We start from the raw sequence: 24,818 nt of genomic DNA, 5'->3' as shown, positions 1-24,818 counted from the left end.
TTTGTATTTAATTTTGACCGTATTAATCGATAAAGATTACTGGCTGTGTTAAAATAGGGTATTTAATGAAGGCTTTATTTGAAAAACTAACCTTTGGCGAACAGAGCTCATTATTGGTTCGGCGGTTTCGATTGCCCTACTTCGATGCGCCCTGGCATTACCATCCGGAGTATGAGCTGACCTATATTGTTAAAAGTTACGGACGCCGATTTGTTGGTGATCATGTTGAACCGTTCGAAGCTGGCGATCTGGTATTGTTAGGGCCCGACTTACCTCACTTCTGGCGCAATGATGACGATTTTTATCAGGCCGGTTTTGACCGTCAGTCTGAATCGATTGTTATTCAGTTTTCAGGTGAATTTACCCAACAGGGATTGGCTAGTGTACCGGAAGCCAGCGCAATACGCCATCTCCTCGAACGATCCCGGTATGGCCTACGCTTTAGCCCGTCTGGCAGCGATGCAGTGCGAGCGCAGATGGAGTTGCTACCAGAACGTACAGGTTTGCTGCAATTGCTTGGTTTATTGGAAATTCTTGATCAATTAGCCGAAGATCGAGACGCCATTTTGCTGGCTAGTGATGGTTACCAATTAGCCCCCAGCGCAGCTGAAACTGAGCGCATGAAGCGGGTTCTGGAGTTTATGCTGGCAAACTTTCGTGAAGAAATACGGGTCGAGCAGATTGCGTCGATAGCGGGGATGGCATCGGCGGCATTTTGCCGTTATTTTAAGAAGCGGACGAGGAAGTCGTTTGTTGAATACCTCAACGAACTGCGAATTGGTCATGCTCGAAAACTTCTCACCGACGTTGATATGAGCATTGGGCAGGTAGGAATGGAGTGTGGCTTTAATAATAGTTCTCATTTTCACCGGCAGTTTAAATTGTATACCGGTATGACCCCTTTTCGATACCAAACCTTGGCCAAGCAGAAGTAGGCTCAAGCTAAAAGGCCACTGCCCGTTTAGCTTGAGCCTACTTTTAGAGCAGTTTATCGCCAATGACCTTCAACCCAAACAGGTCCACGGCGAGTTTGGCGCCATTGTCCGGGTGTCCAGGCCGAATAACGAGCCGGGGCTACCCGATAATAACCATTGACCCAGGCATAATTCCGTCCCCGACGGACGTAATGGCCTGGTATCCAGACATGGCGGCCAGAAGGAGCTCTGGGGATAACTTCAACCCGAGTTGGCGGAGGGCCCTGCGTAGTTGCCGTAGCGGTACAGGCTGTAAACAAGGCAGGAAACAGCATTCCTATGATAAACAGGGCTTTCAATTGATTTATCATCGTTTTCATAGCGTTACGTTTAAGAGTCATGAACCGCCAGTATCAATGACTGGGGGCTATATTCCATTTTTTCAATAGGATAAATGTTGTGATCGAAGGTTTAGTGAAAAACAGGAAAATAGAGGTAGTTTCAGCTACAGAAACTATATTTAATCGTAGTTTAACTGAGTCTAAAAATCTCCTTCCCATCCTACCGTTTTCCGCCGTACCTTTGTATCTAATTGCTTGTTTGGTTGCCTATTAGTTTAACGTTTTTGCAGCCAGACATTGAAATAACCGGACGAACAAACCGCTCGAAGCATGACTACCGTTACCACCACCCGCGATACCCAGGTATTTGACCTGATTGCCAAAGAACAACACCGACAGGAGTCTGGTATTGAACTAATTGCATCTGAAAATTTCGTATCACCCGCCGTTATGGAAGCGGCCGGGAGCGTACTGACTAACAAATATGCTGAAGGCTTACCCGGAAAGCGGTATTATGGTGGCTGTGAAGTAGTTGACCAAATTGAGCAGATTGCCATCGATCGCGCGAAAGAACTTTTCGGAGCAACCTGGGTCAACGTACAGCCCCACTCCGGTGCCCAGGCCAATACAGCCGTATTTCTGGCTGCCCTGAAGCCCGGTGATACGATTCTTGGCTTTGACCTTTCGCATGGTGGTCACCTGACACATGGTTCGCCCGTTAATATTTCGGGTAAATACTTCCGTCCTACATTCTACGGTGTAGAAAGAGAAACCGGTGTTATCAACTATGACATCGTTGAAGAAACAGCCAAGCGTGAAAAGCCTAAAATGCTGATCTGTGGCGCATCTGCTTACAGTCGCGACTGGGATTATGCTCGTTTGCGGGCCATCGCCGATGAAGTTGGTGCGTTGTTACTGGCCGATGTTTCGCACCCGGCTGGTCTGATTGCGAAAGGATTGCTGAACGATCCGCTGGCTCATTCGCACATTGTCACGACAACAACGCACAAAACGTTGCGTGGTACACGTGGGGGCATGATCATGATGCGGAATGATTTTGAAAATCCGTTTGGTATCAAAACACAAAAGGGAGAACTTCGGTTGATGTCGTCGCTGCTGGATTCCGGCGTATTCCCAGGAACGCAGGGTGGCCCGCTTGAACATATTATTGCTGCTAAAGCGGTTGCCTTTGGCGAAGCCCTCACCGACGATTTCTACGATTATGCTGTTCAGGTAAAAGCCAATGCTCAGGCGATGGCCAATGCATTCCTGAGCCGTGGGTATGAAATTATCTCGGGCGGAACAGATAATCACCTGATGCTGATTGACTTGCGTTCGAAAGGGTTGACGGGTAAACTGGCCGAAAATACATTGATAAAAGCCGATATCACGATCAACAAAAACATGGTTCCGTTCGACGACAAATCGCCGATGGTTACGTCGGGTATCCGCGTTGGTACGGCGGCCATGACGACTCGGGGCCTGAAAGAATCGGACATGGAGCAAATCGTCGTATATATCGACAAGGTTCTAATGAACCACGACGACAATGCCACCCTGGCGACCGTTAAAGAAGAAATTAATGAGTGGATGAAAGCATTTCCACTTTATAAAAGTTAGTTAATAATTAAAGAGCGAAAGAGTAAAAGAGTGAAAGAGCGCATCCAGTATACCGCTAATCTTTACCACTCTTTCGCTCTTTCACCCTTTCACTCTTTATAGCAATGCCACTCGATCAACTGACCGACGAAGAAATCGAATCCGAAGGCAAAGAAATGTCTTTTCTGGATCACCTGGAAGAGCTACGCTGGCACATTATACGAGCCGTTGGGTCCATCTTTGTCTTTGCGATTATCGCCTTTGTCTTTATCCAGGACATTTTTGAGAAAGTAGTTCTGGCACCATCTCGGGCAGATTTTTGGACATACCGGATGATGTGTAAGCTGTCTGATATGACAGGTTATGCCGATTTGTGCGTCAGAAAGCTGGATTTTACATTGCAGGCTCTTGGTATGGCCGATCCGTTCACAATGGCTTTAACTTCGTCCCTTATCATAGGACTTTGTTTTGCTTTCCCGTATGCATTCTGGGAGTTGTGGCGGTTTATTAAACCTGGCTTGAAATCGGTTGAGAAGCGGGCTGCCCGTGGAGCTGTTTTTTATGTCTCGATGCTGTTTCTGATGGGCTTATTCTTCGGCTACTACATCGTTTCACCGTTGGCCATTAATTTCCTGGCCAATTACCAGATCAGCCCTCAGATTAAGAACCAATTCGATGTCACGTCTTATGTTGGCGTTCTTGTAACGCTTTCATTAGGGTGCGCATTGATGTTCCAGATGCCAATTGTCGCCTATGTTCTGTCAAAAGTAGGTGTTCTGACGCCAAAGTTCATGCGATCGTACCGGCGCCATGCCTGGATTGTTATTCTGGTTGTGGCTGGTATTATCACGCCATCGCCTGACATATATAGCCAGGTTTTGGTAGCCTTGCCGCTGGCTGGCTTATATGAGGTTAGTATTCTCGTGTCGGGCTCTGTTGAACGTGCCCGCTTGAAAGAGCAACGGGAGCTGGAAAAATAGTGCTGACTTAAAAACCATGTAAGAAGCCCTTTCAGATGAGAGGGCTTCTTGATTTATAAGGCTTGTTGTATCTTTACAAAAAGAGAATGATCGTATGCAGGCTATCGAGAAAGTACGATTAAGTGATGAGCAAATGGCTATACTGGCAGCTGGTAAGTCAGTTGCTATACCGGCATCGTGGGAGGAGTTTGAGGATTTTCTGACCGAAACTGACTATCGGGCCGAGTATCATAATGGGCAAATTTTTGTAATGGGATTAGTAACAATTATTCATGAGATTTTAGTTGTTCGATTAGGGTACTTGCTCTCTGGATATTATTTGGGTAAGCCGTTTTATGCAGCTGGTAGCAATGCTGGAATCCGAAAAGATGACCGAAAGGGAAACTATAACGGTGATTTAGTCGTCATTAAAGGAAACCCAATCTATCAGGAGCAATCCCGGTCAATTATTACTAATCCATACTTAATTATAGAGGTTCTCTCCGAATCGACAAGTGATTATGATTTAGGCGATAAGCGTCGTAAGTATGAAAAAATGGATACTGTGCAGGAAATAGTGTTCATTGATCCTTTTGACCACGAAGTGATCGTCTGTCGGCGCACTGAGCGAGTTAATGTCTGGATAGAAACAGTGTATGCTTTAGCCGACGAACCGATTAATATTGACGGGTTCCAGGTTCAACTGAAAGAAATTTTTGCCAATCTGCCCGAAGCGTAAAACCAATGGAGTACGATTTTAGAAAATACCATTACCGATCCATCAATGCGGCTGACGATGCCGAACGAGCGGCCATTAATCAGGAGTTGAAAGATCTCTATACATCCTTGTCAGAAGACGAGAAAGCGGAGTTTAACCGACAATTACAAACGTTTCTGGCCAAAGAAATGGGCCGATTGAAATCGGATTACGAATCAGTGAAGGGTAGTTTGGGCGATAATTAAATCATTCCTCTTGCTTTCAGTTCCAGATACTTGTTTACGGTGTTGGCCGTCAGATTTTGGGGCGCTGTCAGAATGGTTTGAATACCGTATTGGGTTAATTCTTTCACGATCTGATTTTTCTCGTAAGCAAACTTCTCCCCAATAGTTTTGAGATAAATCTGTTCAGTGTCAGTTGCGGGTTGGTCGAGCAGACTACGAAGCTCCGTGTTTTCAAAGAAAATGATCAGCAACAGATGATCCTTGGCTAGCCGACGCAGGTAGGGCAATTGTCGATGCATAGCGCTAACCGTTTCGAAGTTGGTAAATAACAAAAGCAGGCTCCGCTGGCGAATATGACTTCGAACGCTGGTATACAGACTCTCATAATCGGTTTCCAGAAAGCGTGTCTTCTGGCGGTAGAGTAATTCCAGAATCTTCAGCATATGGCCCGTACGACGGTCGGCGGGCAGCAATTGGCCCACATGATCGGAGAAGGTCAGAATACCGGCCCGATCCTGCTTGAGCAGAGCAATATTGCTTAACACCAGACTGGCATTGATGGCGTAATCGAGCAGGGTTAAACCGTCAAAGGGCGATTGCATGACACGACCCTTATCGATCAGGCAGTAAACGGGTTGGGAGCGCTCGTCCTGATAAGCATTAATCATTAGTGATGCGCCCTGAGAGTCGGTGCGTCGGGCGGTTGCCTTCCAGTTGACCGTACGAACATCGTCGCCAGTCGAATAGGGGCGCACCTGCTCAAATTCCATACTATGGCCAATCCGTCGAATTCGCTTGATCCCTACTTCATTCAGGCGATTGGTTGCCGCCAGCAACTCGTATTGGCGCATCTGCAAAAAGGATGGGTATACGGCAACCATCTTCCCCTGTCCGAACTGATAGCGACGCTTCAACAAGCCCAGCGGGGTCAGCACAAAAACGTTAACAGACCCAAAGCTGTATTCTCCACGGCGTGTTGGCCTGAGCTCATACCGGATTGCCTGTGTTTCGCGCGGATTTAGCCGGGCTTTAAATAACACGTCGCGCCGTTGAAACTGATACGGAATTTCGTCGATTATCTCGACATCGACCTGAAATGAATACTGATTTTCCAGATAGATGGTCAGTGGATTTTCGTCGCCATTCGATAGTCGGTCGGGTATTTCGCGACGGGCGAAAAACGCTGATCCGTTAGTCCGGTTCTTTCTCCGAAACAGGAGCCAGTAATCCAGCCCGATCAGAACAAGAAATATGACGAAAGCGATCTGTATGAGTGGAAACAGGATTGGGAAGGCATAAGCGGCTACAAATAATAACACGAAGGCTATCAGAGCAAACCACAGATGCGTAGCGACGAAAAGAGGGCGGATTAATTTCAAGGCGTTAAGGTTTCAGGTTGGAAAGAGCTTCGTCAATTTCCGGTTCGTAAAGCGGGTTAAAATCGTCTTCCTGATAATCGCCTTTTCGCTCGGCGCGAAGGGCTTTGAAGAAAAAAGAGGCATCCTGAAAAGCAGTTCGTGCTTCGGCTTTTCTATTCAATTGAAGCAAAGCTCGTCCTCGATGGTATTGCGCGAGTGCGCTTCGATTGAAATTTTTTAGAGCACTGTCCAGATCTCTCAATGCCTTTTCGGGTTGTTGAAGGGCAATGTAACTCACTGCCCGGCTCACAAAGTGCCGATAGTTGACCCATTCCGCGCCATGCCTGATCGAAAGCGAATCGATACCAATACAAAACAGTTGAACGGCTTTGCTATAATCGCCAAGATTACGGTGGGCCAGCCCGAGTAAATAGCTAACCGGATTGTTATGGATTATATCGTCGAAGGTGGGCGTTAAGGCATCGTATGCGCCGAGATGCTGTAATGCACGGCCATAGTCGTGCAATTGATTCAGGTACGTTTCACCAACAGAGCCATGTGCTTTCGGGTATAAAGCAGCCGCTTTCTCCAACCAGTCAGTAGCCTGTTCGTAGTCGTGCTGCCAAAGGTAATACATAGCCCGGCGATGATAATTCTGAGGGGTTGACGAAAGGGTATCCAGTCCGAACGTATCTCGCTTGGTAGGCGGAAAAAGAGATAGCTGAACCGTTCGGTTCGTGGCCAGCATCGACTGGCAGGACGTTAAAAAGCGCTCCCCATTTTGTGCATAGGAAACAATTGGGACTAAAAGTATGAAGATACGAAACGATTTCATGGCAGAATGTCAGTTAGTTGGCCCTCCTGCAACCGAACCGTAAATGAAACGGCGATATCATTCGGCCGATTGCCGGATTGGTCGTCAGCGCGCAAAAACTGATCACTAGCCACGTAATTTCTACTGATAGCCAGTAGTTGATCGGTAATCTGAGCATCGAACGTTTTGGGACAGTAGTCATTGTCTGAGCCGCTTAGGGTAAACATCCCTTGCTCACCTCTGCAATTAACAACAAACTGAACATGAATCAACCCCGATTGGCCGGTATGGTTAATAACTGGTCTGTAGTGTTTTTTCAATAACTGGCTAAGGTTGTAGCGTGATGGAGTTCGACCGATGCCAATTTCTGAAAATGAACGAATAAAGCAATTCGTGCAGGACTGAAAACCAGTTGGCCGACAGGAATCACCGGGCGCCAGATTCCTGATCAACCGGAATGTTTTTTGGACTACAGCCTCTTTGTTCCAGCCGATAGCCTGCAGTTGTTTTGGGGATAGACTGCTTAGCTGCCATATGAATTTGTAGTTACCATCAGGCGTGTATTGATTGCCTTGTACGATTAAAAACAAGGACGTTCCGAACCTGGCTAATCGCCAAAAATGAATAGTACGCTGTTTGGATGTCGGGTTTTCTAAAGCGATTTTCCCATTGGCATAGCAATAGAGTAGCAAACTATCGGATTGCCAGACGTGGCCGCTTAATTGATAGGCGGTGTTAGCCGAATCGAGTGGAATGTCTTTAAACCGGCGAAAAACCATTGGATAGTTTCGGCCAATTCGCAGTAAATTATTTTTCAGCGTGACCAGCCGTGGTGCAAAATGAATCGTATCCAATCGTACCTGATCGCCATGAATAGCCCAGGTCGATGTGACGGCTTTTGCCGAACCGTCAGTCATACCGAGTAAATACGTGCTGTCAGGATCTAGCCGGATATAGGTTGGGAGTGGACATAACGCATCGGTATCCCATTCGGTATGTACGCCAACCCACGTTCCGGTTAGCTGTTCACGAGTGAGTGTCTGGGCCGATAGAAATGAAAAATGAAGAATAAATAAGGCACAATGAAGGCTCGACAGCCTCCCTTTTCTTCTGCGAACGTATGAAATTGAATACCTATTCATCGTATAGTATCCAGTATTCATTGCCTATCGGGGTACATCAATCTTTTGCACCAATTGTGCAATAACCTCATCGGCGGTACCGCCTTCCATCTCCCGTTCAGGGGTGAGTAAAATACGATGCCGAAGAACCGATGGCGAAAGCTCCTGTACATCTTCAGGTGTAATGAAGTCACGACCCCGGAGTGTAGCCAGGGCTTTTGCGCTGTTAAGTAAGGCTACTGATGCGCGGGGTGATGCGCCAAGATAGAGCGATTTATTGGCACGGGTAGCCTGAACAATCTGGGCGATGTAGTCAAATAGTTTGTCTTCAACATGAACCTGATGGACCTGACTTCGTAAGATCGCCAACTGATCGGCAGTGAGAACCGCACTGATGGCATCCAGTGCATCGCTGAGGTTCCGGCGGAGATGATGACCGCGTAGAATAGCCACTTCTGCGGCTGCATCCGGGTAGCCAACCACAATCTTAAACAGAAATCGGTCTAGCTGAGCTTCGGGCAGTCGGTATGTGCCTTCCTGTTCAATAGGGTTTTGAGTGGCCAGCACCATAAAGGGTTCTTCGAGGTAGTAGGTAGTTCCGTCATTGGTAACCTGACGTTCCTCCATTACCTCAAAAAGCGCGGCCTGGGTTTTGGCAGGTGCCCGGTTGATTTCGTCGATCAGGACGAGGTTTGAAAAAATGGGGCCTTGCCTGAATACGAAATCGCCCGTTTTAGGCATGAAGACGGAGGTGCCCAGTACATCGGATGGCATCAGATCCGGCGTAAACTGAATCCGGCTGAAACCTACCGACATCGTTTTGGCCAGTAATTTAGCAGTCAGTGTTTTGGCCACGCCGGGCACGCCCTCGATCAGAACATGGCCGTCGGCCAGAAGGGCAGTCAGTAACAAATCAATCGTCTGTTGCTGACCCACAATAACTTTACCGACCTCAGCCCGAATGGCATCGATGGCGGTGGTGAGCGGAGTAAGGTCGATGCGCGTTTGTATATTTTCCATAGAATAGTTCTGAATCCCACAGGTGCCTATTGGATTCAGATTAGGTGTTTAAATCGTTCAATGGCTGCATTCAGCGTCAATAAATCGTATTCCGATAATGAAATGCTTTTCTGCGCACTACGCAGGAGCCTGACCAGTTCATCGGTTTCGCTTAGTGGGGTGCCGCTTTTCTGGGCCAGCGTTTCCGTAAATTCTTTGTCCAGAACGGTTGTATTCAAGCCGTATCGTTCACGAAGTTCAGTTAAAAAATACTGAATTTTCTTGCGAGCCAGATTATCGTGATCCCCCTGTTGAAAATACAGCCGTCCAACTGTTTTTACAAAATCAAGCGAGGTATTCTGAGGAGGCTCTAGAACCGGGATGATGCGTTGCGTACGCTTTCCGGCAAAAATAGCGTAGAAAATCAACCCAAATACGACCAGATAATACGCCCAGTTCAACGCTGGCTGACTTCGAATATAGCGGAAGATAGATTGCTGCTCTTCATCAAAACGGCCCTGTTTCTGATACTCGTCCCAATACGTTGGTCGGGCAGGCAGAAAGGAGAGGGCTTTGAACGCATAGTCAGACGTTTTGGGCGACAACAGATAATAATTCGTAAAGGCAAGGGGCAAATTATGAATGAAAAATTGCCCCTTGCCGTACTGAATCCGAATAAAAACAGGCTCTTTTCGGGCGTTACGCCCCAACACCGTTATGTTTTTAGCTTTCTGGATAAGCAGGAAATTTCGACCGTCGTCGTGGAAGAAATTATAACCACCGGATTTGACTAATTGTGGATTGGCAAAGTTCTGGCGTAGCGTCGAATCGGCTTCGCTGGGTTCTTTCACATCCGCTTTAAAGCCCAAAACTGCGCCCAGTGAATCGGGCATACCGTACGCTGAAATAAAAACAGTATTACCATTCCGGACATAAGGGAAAAGCTGTTTCAGGTCGTTACCGTCAACATTGAAATCCCGGCAGATGACAATATAATTACTTCGCCCCGCTGGTTTGGTTTCGGTCAGAAAATTGTAAACCGGTAAACGCACCGTTTTAACACTCGATTGCTGCATGACACCCGGCAGGAGCTCATATAATACCTTTGTCCCGAACGGAATCTTGTCGTCGTTTTCGTAGGTAGACGTCCAGTCGAGTGGCTTAGGCCGGTAATACTCAAAGAGCACATAAGCCGTTACCGTAGCGAGCAGGATAAGGAGATATTTGTTAGGTCTTCGCAAAGTTGGTTTCTACGGGTCCGCCCGTGCGGTTTACAGTATTCGGTTGGGAAACGGCCTGGTTAAAGGCCTGAAACTGTTGCCTTACCTCTTCAAAGCGACTTGCATCGATCGGAAAGTTGCCATACCAGATAAAATCAAATTGCTGGGTCAGTCGGTCGAAATCAGGCTGAAATTGGGTAGTTGCCAGTTCATAAACATACTGCCGATTGGTCTTGTCTGGTTTATAAGCAATTAAGCCGGAATCGGTCAGGTGTTTGAGCGTTTGTAAATAAAGAAGACGCACTGCCAGCCGGAGATTACGCTGACTGATGGCTTCCTCAATGGCCGCGTTGAAATCGATCTCATGAATGTTTTCTGCCAGATTCTCATAGTCCAGGCCGGTTGATTGTGCCTTTTTGGGGAATAAAAACCCAAGTACTTCGGCTTTCATTAGCAGATAAATAACAAAGCCCGCTATGGCTACCAGAAGGATGTATTGCCAGATGTTCTGATAAGCTTCACTAGTCAAAAAATCCATGAGCTTTTTGTATAGCCAGTTAATAAAACGGGCTACGGGATTTTCGGGTGGAGGAGCTTCGTGATCATACTGGTAGTCACGGTCGGTTTGAAACTCACGGAGTTTTTCGGGTAGTGGGTACCGAACATGAACCGCCGAGCGATCATCAGGGGCCACTACCGACTGGCTTTTCGGTTTATCTGACTGAGCGGAGACCGAAACCGAAGTGCAGGTAAGCGCCATAACCAGCGCCATTGCCCAAAGTCTTGTCAGGTCTCCTTTTCTCCAAAACCAACAGGCTACCTTAAAAACTACCTTCATCCGTTGAGCGGGGTTGACTGGGGTTGGTACCAATAGAGTCGATGTCCGAAATCAGCCCACGACCCTCCTGTCTTTCAACCAGATTGGTATATTGAAAACCAATAGCGATGTAGAGCATGGAATTCAGCAGTGTCCGGCCAACGAGGGCAATCACATTGGCTAGTGTGAGCCATACAACCGAAACATCAGGTAATAATTTGCCACCAATAAGAAAACCCACGATGGCGCTTGGAATGGCGAAAATGAGCCCTACAATACCGACAATGATGCCCATCACAATGATGAGCCCAAACGTAGACCACCACTTATCCCGGATGAGTTTGAAACAACGCTCCCAGGTTTTTCCGAAATCGGTGCCTTCAAATGAAGTGACAGCTAAAGAAAGCGATAAGACAACGGCTACATAAATGCCCGGAATGAAAAAGAACATGAAGCCAACGAAGGTGACAATAGAACTCAGGATCGAAATAATAATCGCACGGCCAATGGCGGGCTGCACTTCATTCCAAACCTCTTGTACACCAATTGGGGCCCCATTCGTTCGGGCATAAATCTTCATGTGGGCGTAGGTCGTGAGAATAACAACGACATTGGCCAGGATGCTCAAAAGGATAACCAGCCAGAATGTAGGCGATACAAACTGGCTCATCATCTGAAACATGGCCATTGGGTCCGGGTTTTTATTGCTGCCTGCTTCTGTCGCTATTTTCAGGAAATTTGACTGGAGAATGCCGGTTGCAATTCCCGCCACCAGCGCCACCGGCCCAACGATATAAAGTAAGGCCATTCCCAGACTACGAAAGTTCTCGCCAATGTACTGAAACGTTGCATTGATCTTGTTGCCAAAATCGCGCTGCAGAAAAAGTTGAATCATGGCTGACTGTTGCGGTTAAGTGAAATAGGGTACAGGATAAAATACCAGATAATAAAAGCGGCTGAAACCAGAATAATGCTGCCGCTAATGACGGGTGATAAGGTCAGCCGGGTAATGAAGCTTTCCAGAAAGCCAGCCATAATGAAGATCGGCACTAGCCCAATAGCGATTTTTAGCCCCTGCTTGATTCCCCGTTTAAACGACTCCAGCCGCGAGTAAGTCCCCGGAAACAGCAGACTGTTTCCTACGGTCAGGCCCGCACAGCCCGCAATGACGATCGCCGAGATTTCGAGCGTACCATGAATCCAGATTTTCAGGATTGAGTCGAGCAGCAACCCGCGTTCATAGAAGAAATACTGGAAAGCGCCAAGCATCACACCATTATAGAACAGCATGGCCATCGTTCCGAACGATGCGAACAAGCCGAATATAAATGTACGGAAAGCTACGTAAATGTTATTGAGGGTAATCTGAATAAACATCGATGCCTGCCCGTGACTGTTATACACGCCTAGTGGATCACCTTTCTTGATGTTTTCGAGCGTCATATTGACGTACTGATCACCCAGAATCAACCGAACGAAGGTGTTGTCGTGGGCGGCCGATACCCAGCCAAGGATGCCAGCCACCAGGAAAATAGCCGCCGATACGGCCAGCAAACGATGCGACTGCCGGAATAGCAGCGGTAGCTCATACTTCCAGAAGGTGATAAAGCGGCCGCGATCATCGCGCCGGTTTTGCATCAGCCCCCGGTGCATTTGAGCAGTTAATCCGTTGAGGTAACGGGTTACGTTAGAGTCGGGGTAAAACGTTCGGGCATACGACAGATCATCGGTCAGTTCAACGAAGCGGTCGGTTAGTTCGTCGGGATCTGGCCGGGCAGCCTTTGCCGTTGAGTTCTGTTCGATGTCGCGCCACTTGTCGGAGTTGCGTTTAACGAAAAGGGCTTCACGCATAGGTTGTTGATCGATTGTTAGTTCCAGTATTTCATCGGCTAATGTAGCAGATCGTGAAAATTGGTTATTTGTTTACTAAGAACAAAAGAAAGCTTGTTAATTTTGACGATTCACCCGTGTCAACGGTAATTTGCCGATGATTACTGGTTATTGACGACAAATCATTGATAATGGCTGTTGCTATCCGCACTTCCCAAAATGTTTTACTGGAATACGAACCGGCCAGTCTTGGTGAACGGATTCTGGCCGCACTGATCGACTATCTGGTTATATTTGGCTGGGTTGTGCTAATGGTTACGATACCGAATCGCTTAGGGATTCGGACGGGAAATTTTTACGTTGTTTTTGCGATGCTGCCCGTCGTAGCCTATGACCTGATTTCGGAATGGTTTCTGAATGGACGAAGTATCGGTAAACTGGCACTGGGTATCCGGGTTGTTATGCTCGATGGGTCACCGCCCGGTTTAGGCGCTTACCTGATTCGGTGGTTGCTCCGGATCGTGGAGTCGGCGCTATTTGTGGGCGGAATTGTGCCGGTTATTACCATAGCTGTTAATGGAAAAGGGCAACGCCTGGGCGATATTGCAGCCGGAACGACCGTTGTTAAACTTAAACCAGCGGTCTCATTAGACGATATCCTGATTCACCCATTGACAGAAAATTATATCGTTCAGTTTCCCGATGTTCGTTTACTGAGCGACCGTGATATTGGTATTGTTCGTGAAGCACTGCGCCGGAGAGATACCGATGTATTGATTCGTACTGCCGACAAGATCAAGGAAGTTACCGGGATTCAAAGTTCATTGTCAAGTCAGGCCTTTCTGGAAACGGTTGTCAGCGATTATCAGTTTATAACAACACAGTAATGTCTGGCCCAGATTGCTACGTCAGGCCGTTCTAGTGGGCCCATTCTCTTCAATAACGGGCCAAACTCAAGTTTGGCCCAGACAATTATGCTCGAATCAATCAAATCGCTCGCCCGGCAGTATGCGGCTGACATTGTACAGACGCGTCGCCATCTGCACGCACATCCCGAACTTTCGTTTCACGAACGCAATACGGCGCGTTTTGTGGCCGACCAGCTAAAAGCTATTGGTATAACTCCGCAGGAAGGTGTCGCCGATACGGGTTTAGTGGCCATTATCGAGGGAAAAACAGGCAATGGTTCTTCGTCTACATCGAAAGTGGTTGGACTGCGCGCCGATATGGACGCGCTCCCTATTCATGAAGCGAACAATGTGCCCTACAAATCGACCGTCGATGGGGTCATGCACGCTTGTGGGCACGATGCACATACGGCAAGCCTGCTCGGTGTAGCCCGTATTCTGCATGTGCTACGGGACCAGTTCGACGGAACCGTGAAGCTGGTCTTTCAGCCCGGTGAGGAAAAAGCACCCGGTGGAGCATCGTTGATGATTAAAGAAGGCGTTCTGGAAAATCCGGCTCCGGTGAGTATGCTCGGCCAACACGTTGCACCGAATATTCCGGTGGGTAAAATTGGCTTCCGCGAAGGAATGTATATGGCCAGTACCGACGAACTTTACCTGACCGTTCGGGGGAAAGGTGGCCACGCTGCCATGCCCGATAACCTCGTTGATCCAGTGCTGATTGCGTCGCACATCATTGTAGCTCTGCAACAGGTCATCAGCCGTAACCGTCCACCCGCCAGTCCGTCCGTATTATCGTTTGGCCGGTTTATTGCCGATGGCGTTACCAATGTCATTCCTAACGAAGTCAATATTGAAGGTACGTTCCGGTGTATGAACGAGGAGTGGCGGGCCGAAGGCAAACGCCGGATGGTTAAACTGGCCGAAGGTATTGCCGAAGCGATGGGCGGTTCCTGTGAGTTCAGAATTGTTCACGGCTATCCGTATTTGAAAAACCACCCTGAGCTGACCCGGCGTGTACGGGCGCAGGCCGTCGAATACATGGGCGCCGAAAATGTCGTTGATCTGGATCTATGGATGGCTGGTGAGGACTTTGCGTTCTATTCGCAGGTCGTCGACTCGTGTTTCTATCGGCTTGGTACCCGCAACGAAGCAAGGGGTATCGTTTCCGGTGTGCATACGCCAACGTTCGACATTGACGAAGCCGCCCTGGAAACGGGGGCTGGTCTGATGAGCTGGCTGGCCGTGCAGGAATTGCAGCTAATGTAATCAAAACGATGAAAACTTATCCGCATTTCATGGCGCCGTCTATACCGAAAATCGGGCTGTTGAAAGCTTACTCTTGAAGCATGTAATCGGTTAATTGACAAGCGTTAATTGATTTGTACAGTAGGTATAAAGACTAAACGAAAACTCCCCGGACCTCACATGAAGTTTGGGGAGTTTTCGTTTAGCTGAAAATCATTTTTATAATTGATATGATCTTCTAAAAGTGTATCTATAAATTGCACAATCCATTCCTTGATTGTTATACATTTGTAATTCCTTACATCGTTCTATTTGAAAGTTTAACTCGCTCTAAGCACATGAACAGAAGAGACGCCCTCATGCGGGTAGCTGCGTTGGCTGGTGCAACCATGACGTTGCCCGCATTGGCCGAAACGCTCGAAGCTTCGGCTGCCCGACGCGCCCTGACGGGCAAGCCGCTCTTTTTTACGGCCGATCAGGATGCGACCGTTGCTGAACTGGCTGATACCATTATTCCGACGACATCAACCCCCGGTGCTAAAGCCGCCAAGGTGAACGAAGTCATTGATATTCTACTGAAAGACTGCTACAAACCAGAGGATCAGCAGCGTTTTCTGGAGGGCCTTACCCAGACAAACAAATTGAGCCAGGATGCCTATGGTAAAGCATTTGTACAGCTCGATCCTGCACAACGTATTGAGGTTGTGAAAAAGCTCGAAGCAGAAGCCAAGCAACAACTCGCACAAATGGCTAGTGCAAAGGCAGCCGCGAAAGTAGAAAATTCGCAGGCCGACCTGCAAATGCCCGACTCGAAGAAACGCTACACGCCTTTCTTTACAATTCTCAAAGATCTGACCCTAACGGGCTATTTTACGTCTGAAATTGGGGCCACACAAGCCCTTGAATACGTAGCCGTTCCGGGCCGTTACGATGGTTGTGTTCCGCTCAAAGCTGGCCAGAAGGCCTGGGCTATTTAATGTATAATGAATAATACACAATGAATAATTGAATGGAGGTCTCTCCATTATCCCCTACAGGCGACCCCGATTATTCATTATCCATTTAAAAATCATGAATCTTAACATAGACGCAAAAAAAGATATGACTTACGACGCTATTGTCGTAGGGTCAGGTATTTCGGGAGGCTGGGCTGCTAAAGAGCTGACCCAGAAAGGCCTGAAAGTATTGATGCTGGAGCGCGGGCGCGATGTGAAACACATTGAAGGCTATCCTACCGCAACCAATAACCCGTGGGATTTTCCGCACCGGGGTCGTATTACAACCATGGCTGCTGAAGAATACTGGGCAAACATGCGTACGGGCTATACCGCCAATGAAGAATGGCGTCACTTTTTTGAGAACGATAAAGAGAATCCATACCTCGAAAAACGGAAGGTAGACTGGATTCGGGGATACCACGTAGGCGGCCGCTCCCTGATGTGGGGACGCCAGAGCTATCGGTTGAACAAAGAAGACTTTATGGCGAATGCCAAAGAGGGTATCGGTGTCGACTGGCCTATCCGCTATGAAGACCTTGCCCCCTGGTATAATTACGTAGAAACCTTCGCTGGTATTTCGGGTAGTAAAGACGGTCTTGATGTTCTGCCGGATGGTAATTACCTGCCACCCATGCAGATGAATTGTCTGGAGAAGGAAGCGAAAAAGAAAATTGAGAAAGCCTTCCCAGCCCGCACGGTTACAATGGGTCGCACGGCTCACCTGACTGCACCCAAACAACTGCATTACGATCTGGGCCGGGCGGCCTGCCAATTCCGTAACCAATGTATGCGCGGCTGTCCATATGGCGCTTATTTTAGCACGCAGTCGGCGACGTTGCCAGCCGCTGTCAAAACGGGCCGGTTAACGCTTCGTCCTGATTCGATTGTGGCTGAAGTCCTGTATGACGAGAAAAAAGGAAAGGCCACCGGTGTTCGCGTGATCGATCAGAATACGAAAGAAGTTCGTGAGTATTATGCCCGGATTATCTTCCTGAATGCGTCGGCATTTGCCAGTACGTCGATTCTGATGAACTCAAAGTCGCACCGGTTCCCGAATGGAATGGGTAATGAGTCTGACCAGCTTGGCCGGAACATTATGGACCACCACCTGGCGGTTGGAGCGGCTGGCACGTTTGATGGCATGGAGGATCAGTATTATTATGGTCGGCGGGCCAATGGAGTTTATGTACCACGTTACCGCAACTGGGCTGGCGACAAACGCGATTATGTTCGTGGCTTTGGCTATCAGGGTGGTGCCGGTCGGGGTGGCTGGGGCCGTGGAAATGGCATGGAAGGTTTTGGTGGTGATTTCAAAGACAGCCTGACCAAACCCGGTCCATGGACGATGAGCCTGGGCGGCTTCGGTGAAATGATTGCCGATCCGAACAACCGCATGACGCTATCGCCCGATCAGAAAGACAAATGGGGACTGCCCCTGATTGTGTTTGACGCGGCTTACGGCGAAAACGAGAAAAAAATGCGCATCGACATGATGAACGATGCGGCCGAAATGCTCGAAGCGGCTGGTATTAAAAACGTGACCCCATACAACGATGAGTCGAAGCATCCGGGTATTGGCATTCACGAAATGGGTACTGCCCGCATGGGTCGTGATCCAAAAACGTCGATCCTGAACGCGCACAATCAGATCCATACGGTTAAAAACGTGTTTAACACCGACGGAGCCTGTATGACATCAGCATCGTGTGTGAATCCTTCGCTAACATACATGGCCCTAACGGCTCGCGCTGCCGATTTCGCTGTAAAAGAAATGAAAAAGGGGAATCTCTAATAAAGTACGTTTTCATAAAAAGGGGGGTGGGCAACGGGTTGCTCACCCCCCTTTTTTTAGTTGATGATTTTGATCATTTAAGCTTTTAGCATAGGTAGTCGGGTTTGGTTGTAACAACGCCACGAATTGTTTTCACATAATGATTCGGTTGACTATAAATGGGAAGCTATTGATCGAAAACTCATGACAGATTTGGAGCTTCTTCGGGCGTGTCAGCGGAATGACCCTCGTGCACAAACCGTATTATATCAACGATTCAAGGGGCGCCTGATGGGGTTGCATCGTCGGTATGCCCGCAATCGGCCTGAAGCCGAAGATATGTTTCAGGAGGGATTTATCCGGATTTTTCAGCAACTCCATACCATTGAACAACCCGAACGAATGCTTCACTGGATGAAACGGGTAATGGTTAATACCGCTATCAATGCTTATCATAAGAACCAGCAGCAACGATATGAAACAGATCGTCTGGACGATATAGGCGAAGCCGCACTCGAATGTAGTACACATGATTATCGCGACACGTTTGCCCGCTTATCGGCCGATGAAGTAGCCAAACTGGTGCATGAACTACCCGATGGTTATCGGATGGTCTTTAAGTTGCATGTCATGGATGGTTATAACCATCCCGAAATCGCTCAATTGCTGGATATTTCCGAAGGTACTTCCAAATCACAACTGGTCCGTGCTAAAAATTCATTGAAAGTGAAACTTAAAAAAATCGGTATTGTCCGTTATGAATGCTGCTGAACTTTCCCGGATTAGCTCGGCGCAAAGCAGCCTTTACAATTGATATTCCTGGGATAGAATTAAGTAGTTGACGTGAAAAGTTGTTGATAAGAGCGTAGTGATTCAGGATTTTACGTATCTATGTTAATTTAGTGCGATTATTAGACTTTATGGAAGGTAAATTATTGATAATTAGTAGTTTATATTATTTTCTGCAAACTGTAAAAGCACGGATTTCCTAACTTTTACAGGAAAAAAAACTAAAAAAAGTTAAACAACACCTTATTAGTTGAGTTATACTATAGAATATCAGGTGAAAAGAGATAATCAATATAACTCAACTATGAAAAAGATACTAATGATGGGTTTCATGCTGGCAGCCGGCCTGGCCCTTAATGCACAAGCACAGACGACGAACACGGGTTCAACCGGAACGACGGGTACGACAAACACTGGTACTTATTCGAACGGTCAGAATACGGGCACAAATACTGGGACCTACCAATCGCAGCCGCAAACCGGTACGGCTCAGCCACCTACGAATACGGGTACCATAAATAACGGAACAACGTATGGTACTGGTACGACTGGTACCCAGCCACCAACAAATACCGGCACCACAAATACAGGAACAACATACGGTACGGGTACGACTGGTACCACCGGAGCTACAGGCACAGGTAGTACAACGTCTGGATCCTATTCAACCGGAACCGGTACGATGAACAGCGGTTCTACTACCGGTAGCCAGCCAACAATGGGTACGACCGACCGTGTAAATGGCGGTACGACTGGTAATCCGCCAACCCGTACAAACAGCCGTCCGTCGTCGACAACAACGACTCGACCCTCTTCTATGACGTATTAATTGAGCGCAATACGTAAAGAAATAAGCCGTGTGGATAACTTTGCGAAGTTGTTCTCCCGGCTTATTTCATGTCTACTCAAACCGATTTAATAGCGTTAAAAAATTTTTCAGTCAGTAGATCTGGCAAGGTTATCCTGTCAGAGCTAACCGTAACGATTCGCTCGGGCGAATGCTGGGCTATTACTGGACCCACTGGCAGCGGTAAAACCACACTTCTGCAAGCACTGGCTGGCCAACTACCAGTCGTACCGGGTACGCTAATCCGTAGACAGTTTGCTGCATTTGTCTCGTTCAAAGAAGAGTCGCAGCAGTTCTCCTATAGCGGACATTTTTATCAGCAGCGTTATCACGCAACCATGAGTGACTCTCATGGCGGAAAACCCGCGTTGACATTACGCGACTATCTGCGCTTTTCTGGGTCAGTAGAAGATACGGCTTTAGTACAACGGCTCGGGCTTGAACCTCTCCTTGATTCGGCATTCATAAAACTGTCAAATGGGCAGACCCGGAAAGCTCGAATTGGCCGTGCATTGTTACAACATACTGAGTTACTCTTGCTCGATAATCCCTTTGTGGGGCTTGATGCTGCTTTTCGCCAGGACTTGAGCCATTGGCTGGGCGATCTCATTCATCATGGACTTACGCTTGTAGTGGCAGCTGAACCTGATCAGCTACCTCCCTTTATTACCCATGTACTGGCGCTGGAAAAAGGACGGATGGTGGAAGCAGGTCCTAAACAAAACAGTGTCTGGACAGGAGTGATTCCGACGAATCCATCATTTCCTACTTTGGAAACCCCCGCAAAGCCTGCTGATTTTTCGGAAGCGTTCCGACTCACCGATGTTAGTGTGCGTTATGGTGATCGGGTTATTCTGGATTCCATCAACTGGGCCGTAAAAGTGAATGAACGCTGGGCTTTGATGGGGCGAAATGGGGCAGGTAAATCGGTATTGCTAAGCTTACTATATGGGGATCATCCGCAGGCTTATGCAAACGATGTTCGTGTATTTGAGCATCGACGGGGTAAAGGCGAGAGTATCTGGGATGTTAAACGTCGGATAGGCTTTGTTTCTCCTGAGCTACATTTATATTTTCCTCAGCATCTGACCGTTGCCCAGGTTGCCTTTACGGGTCTGACCGATACCCTGACCGTTCCTGCCCGTGTGCCAGCCAACGCTGAAACCGACTTACATAGCCTATTGTCCTACTTTGGCATAGTGCAGTTAATAGATCGCGCTTTTGGAACCTTATCTGTCGGCGAACAACGGCTTGCCTTGCTGGTGCGGGCCTTGCTCAAAAATGCACCTGTGTTAATTCTTGACGAGCCATTTCAGGCAATGGACGCCCATCGTATTCAACTGGCCCGGCAGTTGCTGGATTCGTTGCCCAACAAGACTATTTTGTTTGTTACACACGACCGGGGAGAACTACCTGATAGCGTTGATCAGATTTTTGAGTTAACGTAACAGAGTTTATGTAAAACTTGTTGAGTAAAAAGTTACTAAAAAAGTATTTTTCTATAAGTCTAGTAGCTTTTTGTAGTTCTCTAGGTGCACAAGATTGATAACGTTGGCATGGTTTGTGAGGAATTAGAGCCTTACTTTTTACAAGGACTTATCAGCTGAATCCGCCTTGCCATTAGAACAATAAGTGGTCGAATCTAAATTGAATACTACTCAACTTCCCTTCATGTGTTACTTTCAGCAGCGCTTGGCATGATATTCGTCTACTATACTGATATTATGCAGGATGTATGACAAAACGGCTACTGAATAAATTTATACAAAATATTTTGTGGGTGATTATGGGGATCATGGTAACAAATTATTCTGTTGCCAGAATGTATCCATTGGCTGATACATGCCAAAACCCAGAGCCACCCCTTATCATAGGTACAGCCAAATCTATATGCCGTAATGAAGTTGTCTCGCTGATGGCTACGGGCTGCGCAGGGCATGCTCGTTGGTCTGATGGGGGCAAAGCAGTGGTTCATTCGGTAACTCCTTATATAACGGCCACGTTTCGGGCTATTTGTGAAATTGGCTCCTGCCGAAATGATAATTCAGAAGCTAAGTCGATAACCGTCCTGCCGTTTAACCAGAAGTTCGCCTTAACTCATACACTTACGCATAGCTACCCCTTCCAGACGGCTGATTTGTCAAAAGCATTTAGCACCAACCGCCTAAACTCAGGTATTCGCCTTGACACGCTGGAATGGTTAAAAGGCGTTGTATGTTTGCAAGGCAGGCTCGGTAGCTCAGCTACCCAGGCTGCCTTGCAGAGTAATGGAGAAGGACTGGTTGCTAATCCGTTTACCCTAAATAGGCCTGACCTTGTTGGGAGCGGTCCTTGCGGAGGTGCCTCAGCACAAATTGCGGTAGTTGCTCCGGTTGCTCCGCGGGCGATTGTAGGTTTAAGTAAGAAAGTAAGTGAGCCAGTTTGGATTGTGGAAGGTGCTGCGCGGTTGGTCGAACTGACATATCAATTAACAGCGGTGAATGATGGCAAACGTGCGTTGACACAGCTACAGATTTCTGATAATCTGGACCCTGTATTTACTGCTTTGGATGCAGGAATACAGCCAGTACAGGTGCGTGCGGCTAGTGGATTAGTGGCAAATCCGGCCTACACAGGTCGTGGAGCTGATACAACATTACCTACTAGGGAGTCAACTGGCTTCTGGAAGAAAAGGTACTGTCTGGCTGACAGTCTGGGCTGATCTAAGTCAGGTTTTTTGACGCTGGCCCGTTGATTTTTGAGAAGTGAACTTTAAGGCGGTAAATCTGCCAATTGATAGATCAGAACCGGCTTTGCCGGACGTAAGTACGATACCAATGAGAACAAGTTGGGTAAAGCTGATTTTGGGCGTGTTACTATGGCTTGGCTGTTCAACAACGGCCTGGTCACAGGCAGATTCGTTATTACGGCAGGCAGAACGCCTGCTCAGTTATAAAGCGTATGGCCGCGCTATTGATGCCTACACGCAGATCCTGTCAGAACAGGGCGACCAGCTTACTACTGCCCAGAAAGCCACAGCGCAGGGGAAATTGGCTTACGCTTATCAGCAGGTTGGCGATGGCGTGAAAGCCGAACGCTATTATCGGGAGGCCCTGACCAACGGAACGGATGAAGATCCACAGCAACTATTGCAGTTTGCGCAGACGCTGGCCAGTAATGGAAAGTATCAGGAATCGCAAAAACAATATGAACGATACCTGCAATTACGGGAAAATACACCCTCTCGTCGACCATCAGTAACGCCAGACGGTGATGTTCCCATTTCAGGTGGTCGAAAAGAAGCGATCCGTTACCGATTAGAATACCTGGCCCTGAATTCAGCAGGAGAAGAATTTAGTCCGGCGTTTTATCAGGAAGGATTGGTATATGTATCTGGTAAAAAAGGAGGCTCCGCTATTGAAACCAAAGGGAATGGCGGAGGAGCTGGTTACCTGGATTTGTTTTATGTTCCGAATCGGAATAGCCTGAAAATAGCCAGTATCATCAATGCCGATGGAAGTACCAGTAAGCCGGTAAACGAGCGGATAAAAAACGAACGGCAGGTGGGTAGCGATGAATATACGCGACCAACGGCCAACGATTCACGAACGGTGCCCGGTTTTGATGCCAGCATCAACATTACAGAGGGATTGGGTTACGATGTTCGATCTACAAGTTCCGGGCAACGATTCAGTAAAACAATTAATACCAAATACCACGAAGGGCCGGCAACCTTCTCCAAAGATGGTTCCCGCATTATTTTTACGCGGAATAACTACAATGAAGGCCGCTCCGGAAAGAGCGATGAAGGGGTTAACAAACTTAAACTCTATACAGCTCGCCAGCAAAATGGAATCTGGATCGACGTTGAAGAACTGCCTTTTAACAGCGATGAATACTCGGTTGGTCACCCAACCCTGAGCCGAGATGAACAGTTCCTTTACTTTGCGTCAGATATGCCCGGCGGGTTTGGGGGGACGGATATTTACGTTAGCCGCTTCCTGAATGGCCAATGGGGAAGACCGGTTAATCTTGGGCAAACCGTGAATACAAAAGGAAATGAACTGTTTCCCTTTGTTGACGATGCCGGTAATCTCTATTTCTCGTCTGATGGTCGTGGTGGGCTTGGCGCTCTGGATGTCTTTTTCGCCACGTTAGCCAATCCGTCGACAGTACAGTCGGTTGAGCATCTGGATGCACCGATCAACTCCGCTGAAGATGATTTTGGCCTGATTACCGACGCCGGTCGGCGTGGCGGGTACTTCAGTAGTAGCCGGCGTGATGGCAATGATAATATCTATCGTTTCGTTCGGGAAAGTTCACTTTTTGGATGCCGTGACCTGACGATTCGGCTGTACGATACAAACACCGATGCACCCTTAGACAGCGTTACAGTACTGGTGAAAGCGAAGGGCGAAGGCCGTCCGGATCAGACCATAACAACCGACCGCAACGGACTGGTGCGCATATGCCTGGAGGGAAACAATAATTTTACTTTTCAGGCCAGTCGCGACGGCTACATCAACAGCACGATTGGTTTTACGACTCGCGCGCTAACCGACGATCAACCTACACGGCTTGAGATATCAATGATGAAACCTACGGTGATTATGGATACCATTCCGGATGCATCGGCAGGGCCTGTTTCGTTGACGCGTTCGCGAATTACAGGAATCGTAATAAGTGAACGCGACCGTCGACCCATCGAGGGCGTAACGGTCCGGCTCCGGAACGAGTGTGATCGTACGCAGCTTGAATACGTGACCGGCTCCGATGGACGTTATAGCTTCGATCTTGACCCTGGCTGTGATTATACACTGGTTGCGTCGAAACCGGAGTTTGGAACAAATACCAATCGAATCAAACGGCTTCCCAAAAAGGCAAAACCAAAGGAATTGTCGGCTGATTTACGCATGCTTAGTGTTGGTGATGTTGTCACGATTGATAACATTTATTACGATCTGGATCGGTACAGCCTCCGCCCGGATGCGGCTCGTGAATTAGATCGACTGGTCGCTACGATGCGTAAATATCCGTCGTTAGTCATCGAAATTCGATCCCATACCGACAGCCGGGGCGATGCGGGTCACAACAAAATACTATCGACCGAACGGGCTAAAGCCGTTGCCAATTACCTCAATTCGAGAGGAATTAGCCGTAAGCGCATGGTGGCTATTGGGATGGGTGAGTCGCAGTTAGTGAACAACTGTACCGATGGTGTTATCTGCACCGATGCCGAACATCAGCGGAATCGCCGGACAGAGTTTAAGGTGGTGTCAATAAAATGATGCGTGATGAATTATGAATGATGAGGCACCTATTGTACATTCATCGTTCATAACGGCACTGGTATCCCGTCATCAT

At 47.8% G+C, this 24,818-nt stretch carries 23 protein-coding genes; 14 read left to right on the top strand and 9 right to left on the bottom strand.

All coding sequences use genetic code 11. The features are described 5' to 3' along the window. The first annotated feature begins 65 nt into the window (after positions 1–65). Complete coding sequence (locus GJR95_RS38515) at positions 66–935, top strand: helix-turn-helix domain-containing protein (RefSeq protein WP_162390923.1); 870 nt, start codon at positions 66–68, stop codon at positions 933–935. Positions 936–988: 53 nt separating this feature from the next. On the opposite strand, the gene GJR95_RS38510 is transcribed toward GJR95_RS38515, so the two are convergent. Next, positions 989–1,294, bottom strand: a complete 306-nt coding sequence (locus GJR95_RS38510) for a YXWGXW repeat-containing protein (RefSeq protein WP_162390922.1) — start codon at positions 1,292–1,294, stop codon at positions 989–991. A gap of 291 nt (positions 1,295–1,585) precedes the next feature. Here GJR95_RS38510 and GJR95_RS38505 point away from each other — a divergent pair, with 291 nt between their 5' ends. From GJR95_RS38505 to GJR95_RS38490, 4 genes are all read left to right on the top strand, one after another. Then, entirely contained in the window at positions 1,586–2,875 is a 1,290-nt protein-coding gene (locus GJR95_RS38505) for a serine hydroxymethyltransferase (protein WP_162390921.1), read from the top strand. Positions 2,876–2,979: 104 nt separating this feature from the next. Further along, on the top strand, positions 2,980–3,834 hold the full coding sequence (gene tatC / locus GJR95_RS38500) for a twin-arginine translocase subunit TatC (RefSeq protein ID WP_162390920.1): 855 nt from the start codon (positions 2,980–2,982) through the stop codon (positions 3,832–3,834). Positions 3,835–3,928: 94 nt separating this feature from the next. Beyond that, entirely contained in the window at positions 3,929–4,552 is a 624-nt protein-coding gene (locus tag GJR95_RS38495; RefSeq protein WP_162390919.1) for a Uma2 family endonuclease, read from the top strand. A 5-nt stretch (positions 4,553–4,557) separates the two neighbouring features. Beyond that, a complete protein-coding gene (locus tag GJR95_RS38490) occupies positions 4,558–4,776 on the top strand; it encodes a hypothetical protein (protein WP_174260252.1) in 219 nt (72 codons plus the stop codon). Here GJR95_RS38490 and GJR95_RS38485 read toward each other — a convergent pair. Genes GJR95_RS38485 through GJR95_RS38450 form a run of 8 tightly spaced genes read right to left on the bottom strand, consistent with a single transcriptional unit; the run spans position 4,773 to position 12,935 of the window. Next, a complete protein-coding gene (locus GJR95_RS38485; protein ID WP_162390918.1) occupies positions 4,773–6,134 on the bottom strand; it encodes a DUF58 domain-containing protein in 1,362 nt (453 codons plus the stop codon). The two genes, GJR95_RS38490 and GJR95_RS38485, sit on opposite strands and share 4 nt — an antisense overlap. A gap of 4 nt (positions 6,135–6,138) precedes the next feature. Continuing rightward, positions 6,139–6,948 carry a tetratricopeptide repeat protein gene (locus GJR95_RS38480; protein WP_162390917.1) on the bottom strand — a complete coding sequence of 270 codons (810 nt, stop codon included), beginning with the start codon at positions 6,946–6,948 and terminating at the stop codon, positions 6,139–6,141. Continuing rightward, on the bottom strand, positions 6,945–8,069 hold the full coding sequence (locus GJR95_RS38475; RefSeq protein ID WP_232541004.1) for a hypothetical protein: 1,125 nt from the start codon (positions 8,067–8,069) through the stop codon (positions 6,945–6,947). The genes GJR95_RS38480 and GJR95_RS38475 overlap by 4 nt, the downstream gene beginning before the upstream one ends. A 24-nt stretch (positions 8,070–8,093) precedes the next feature. Then, positions 8,094–9,068: an AAA family ATPase gene (locus GJR95_RS38470; protein WP_162390915.1), complete on the bottom strand. Its 975-nt coding sequence runs from the start codon at positions 9,066–9,068 to the stop codon at positions 8,094–8,096. 35 nt (positions 9,069–9,103) lie between these two features. Then, the gene (locus GJR95_RS38465) at positions 9,104–10,288 is read right to left on the bottom strand and encodes a DUF4350 domain-containing protein (RefSeq protein ID WP_162390914.1); all 1,185 of its coding nucleotides are present in this window, start codon (positions 10,286–10,288) and stop codon (positions 9,104–9,106) included. Then, positions 10,275–11,105: a DUF4129 domain-containing protein gene (locus tag GJR95_RS38460; protein WP_232541003.1), complete on the bottom strand. Its 831-nt coding sequence runs from the start codon at positions 11,103–11,105 to the stop codon at positions 10,275–10,277. Before GJR95_RS38460 ends, GJR95_RS38465 begins: the two co-directional genes overlap by 14 nt. Beyond that, the gene (locus GJR95_RS38455; RefSeq protein ID WP_162390913.1) at positions 11,089–11,979 is read right to left on the bottom strand and encodes a hypothetical protein; all 891 of its coding nucleotides are present in this window, start codon (positions 11,977–11,979) and stop codon (positions 11,089–11,091) included. The genes GJR95_RS38460 and GJR95_RS38455 overlap by 17 nt, the downstream gene beginning before the upstream one ends. Beyond that, positions 11,976–12,935, bottom strand: coding sequence for a stage II sporulation protein M (locus tag GJR95_RS38450; protein WP_162390912.1), 960 nt, complete (start codon positions 12,933–12,935; stop codon positions 11,976–11,978). Before GJR95_RS38450 ends, GJR95_RS38455 begins: the two co-directional genes overlap by 4 nt. Before the next feature lie 170 nt (positions 12,936–13,105). Here GJR95_RS38450 and GJR95_RS38445 point away from each other — a divergent pair, with 170 nt between their 5' ends. The 9 genes from GJR95_RS38445 (at position 13,106) to GJR95_RS38405 (ending at position 24,742) form a co-directional block, all read left to right on the top strand. Then, the gene (locus GJR95_RS38445) at positions 13,106–13,801 is read left to right on the top strand and encodes an RDD family protein (RefSeq protein WP_162390911.1); all 696 of its coding nucleotides are present in this window, start codon (positions 13,106–13,108) and stop codon (positions 13,799–13,801) included. 87 nt (positions 13,802–13,888) lie between these two features. Further along, the gene (locus GJR95_RS38440; RefSeq protein ID WP_162390910.1) at positions 13,889–15,091 is read left to right on the top strand and encodes a M20 metallopeptidase family protein; all 1,203 of its coding nucleotides are present in this window, start codon (positions 13,889–13,891) and stop codon (positions 15,089–15,091) included. Between the two features lie 317 nt (positions 15,092–15,408). Beyond that, a complete protein-coding gene (locus GJR95_RS38435; protein WP_232541002.1) occupies positions 15,409–16,047 on the top strand; it encodes a gluconate 2-dehydrogenase subunit 3 family protein in 639 nt (212 codons plus the stop codon). A gap of 94 nt (positions 16,048–16,141) precedes the next feature. Next, complete coding sequence (locus tag GJR95_RS38430; protein WP_162390909.1) at positions 16,142–17,860, top strand: GMC oxidoreductase; 1,719 nt, start codon at positions 16,142–16,144, stop codon at positions 17,858–17,860. A gap of 183 nt (positions 17,861–18,043) precedes the next feature. Then, positions 18,044–18,610, top strand: coding sequence for an RNA polymerase sigma factor (locus GJR95_RS38425; protein WP_162390908.1), 567 nt, complete (start codon positions 18,044–18,046; stop codon positions 18,608–18,610). A 322-nt stretch (positions 18,611–18,932) separates the two neighbouring features. Beyond that, positions 18,933–19,457: a hypothetical protein gene (locus GJR95_RS38420; protein WP_162390907.1), complete on the top strand. Its 525-nt coding sequence runs from the start codon at positions 18,933–18,935 to the stop codon at positions 19,455–19,457. A gap of 68 nt (positions 19,458–19,525) precedes the next feature. Further along, positions 19,526–20,923 (top strand): ATP-binding cassette domain-containing protein, encoded by a 1,398-nt coding sequence (locus GJR95_RS38415; RefSeq protein WP_162390906.1) that lies wholly within the window; start codon positions 19,526–19,528, stop codon positions 20,921–20,923. A 467-nt stretch (positions 20,924–21,390) separates the two neighbouring features. Then, positions 21,391–22,176 (top strand): hypothetical protein, encoded by a 786-nt coding sequence (locus GJR95_RS38410; protein WP_162390905.1) that lies wholly within the window; start codon positions 21,391–21,393, stop codon positions 22,174–22,176. A 115-nt stretch (positions 22,177–22,291) separates the two neighbouring features. Beyond that, positions 22,292–24,742 (top strand): carboxypeptidase regulatory-like domain-containing protein, encoded by a 2,451-nt coding sequence (locus GJR95_RS38405; protein WP_162390904.1) that lies wholly within the window; start codon positions 22,292–22,294, stop codon positions 24,740–24,742. Positions 24,743–24,818 lie beyond the last annotated feature (76 nt).

It is taken from the genome of Spirosoma endbachense, assembly GCF_010233585.1.
In the GTDB taxonomy this organism is placed as follows: domain Bacteria; phylum Bacteroidota; class Bacteroidia; order Cytophagales; family Spirosomataceae; genus Spirosoma; species Spirosoma endbachense.
This window is presented reverse-complemented; position numbering and strand designations above follow the sequence as displayed.

What these genes read in the sequence shown, in the direction of transcription:
- GJR95_RS38515 (WP_162390923.1), top strand. Translation starts at nt 66, where the DNA reads ATGAAGGCTTTATTTGAAAAACTAACCTTTGGCGAACAGAGCTCATTA.
- GJR95_RS38510 (WP_162390922.1), bottom strand. Translation starts at nt 1,294, where the DNA reads ATGAAAACGATGATAAATCAATTGAAAGCCCTGTTTATCATAGGAATG.
- GJR95_RS38505 (WP_162390921.1), top strand. Translation starts at nt 1,586, where the DNA reads ATGACTACCGTTACCACCACCCGCGATACCCAGGTATTTGACCTGATT.
- tatC (WP_162390920.1), top strand. Translation starts at nt 2,980, where the DNA reads ATGCCACTCGATCAACTGACCGACGAAGAAATCGAATCCGAAGGCAAA.
- GJR95_RS38495 (WP_162390919.1), top strand. Translation starts at nt 3,929, where the DNA reads ATGCAGGCTATCGAGAAAGTACGATTAAGTGATGAGCAAATGGCTATA.
- GJR95_RS38490 (WP_174260252.1), top strand. Translation starts at nt 4,558, where the DNA reads ATGGAGTACGATTTTAGAAAATACCATTACCGATCCATCAATGCGGCT.
- GJR95_RS38480 (WP_162390917.1), bottom strand. Translation starts at nt 6,948, where the DNA reads ATGAAATCGTTTCGTATCTTCATACTTTTAGTCCCAATTGTTTCCTAT.
- GJR95_RS38475 (WP_232541004.1), bottom strand. Translation starts at nt 8,069, where the DNA reads ATGAATAGGTATTCAATTTCATACGTTCGCAGAAGAAAAGGGAGGCTG.
- GJR95_RS38470 (WP_162390915.1), bottom strand. Translation starts at nt 9,068, where the DNA reads ATGGAAAATATACAAACGCGCATCGACCTTACTCCGCTCACCACCGCC.
- GJR95_RS38460 (WP_232541003.1), bottom strand. Translation starts at nt 11,105, where the DNA reads ATGAAGGTAGTTTTTAAGGTAGCCTGTTGGTTTTGGAGAAAAGGAGAC.
- GJR95_RS38455 (WP_162390913.1), bottom strand. Translation starts at nt 11,979, where the DNA reads ATGATTCAACTTTTTCTGCAGCGCGATTTTGGCAACAAGATCAATGCA.
- GJR95_RS38450 (WP_162390912.1), bottom strand. Translation starts at nt 12,935, where the DNA reads ATGCGTGAAGCCCTTTTCGTTAAACGCAACTCCGACAAGTGGCGCGAC.
- GJR95_RS38445 (WP_162390911.1), top strand. Translation starts at nt 13,106, where the DNA reads ATGGCTGTTGCTATCCGCACTTCCCAAAATGTTTTACTGGAATACGAA.
- GJR95_RS38440 (WP_162390910.1), top strand. Translation starts at nt 13,889, where the DNA reads ATGCTCGAATCAATCAAATCGCTCGCCCGGCAGTATGCGGCTGACATT.
- GJR95_RS38435 (WP_232541002.1), top strand. Translation starts at nt 15,409, where the DNA reads ATGAACAGAAGAGACGCCCTCATGCGGGTAGCTGCGTTGGCTGGTGCA.
- GJR95_RS38430 (WP_162390909.1), top strand. Translation starts at nt 16,142, where the DNA reads ATGAATCTTAACATAGACGCAAAAAAAGATATGACTTACGACGCTATT.
- GJR95_RS38425 (WP_162390908.1), top strand. Translation starts at nt 18,044, where the DNA reads ATGACAGATTTGGAGCTTCTTCGGGCGTGTCAGCGGAATGACCCTCGT.
- GJR95_RS38420 (WP_162390907.1), top strand. Translation starts at nt 18,933, where the DNA reads ATGAAAAAGATACTAATGATGGGTTTCATGCTGGCAGCCGGCCTGGCC.
- GJR95_RS38415 (WP_162390906.1), top strand. Translation starts at nt 19,526, where the DNA reads ATGTCTACTCAAACCGATTTAATAGCGTTAAAAAATTTTTCAGTCAGT.
- GJR95_RS38410 (WP_162390905.1), top strand. Translation starts at nt 21,391, where the DNA reads ATGGCTACGGGCTGCGCAGGGCATGCTCGTTGGTCTGATGGGGGCAAA.
- GJR95_RS38405 (WP_162390904.1), top strand. Translation starts at nt 22,292, where the DNA reads ATGAGAACAAGTTGGGTAAAGCTGATTTTGGGCGTGTTACTATGGCTT.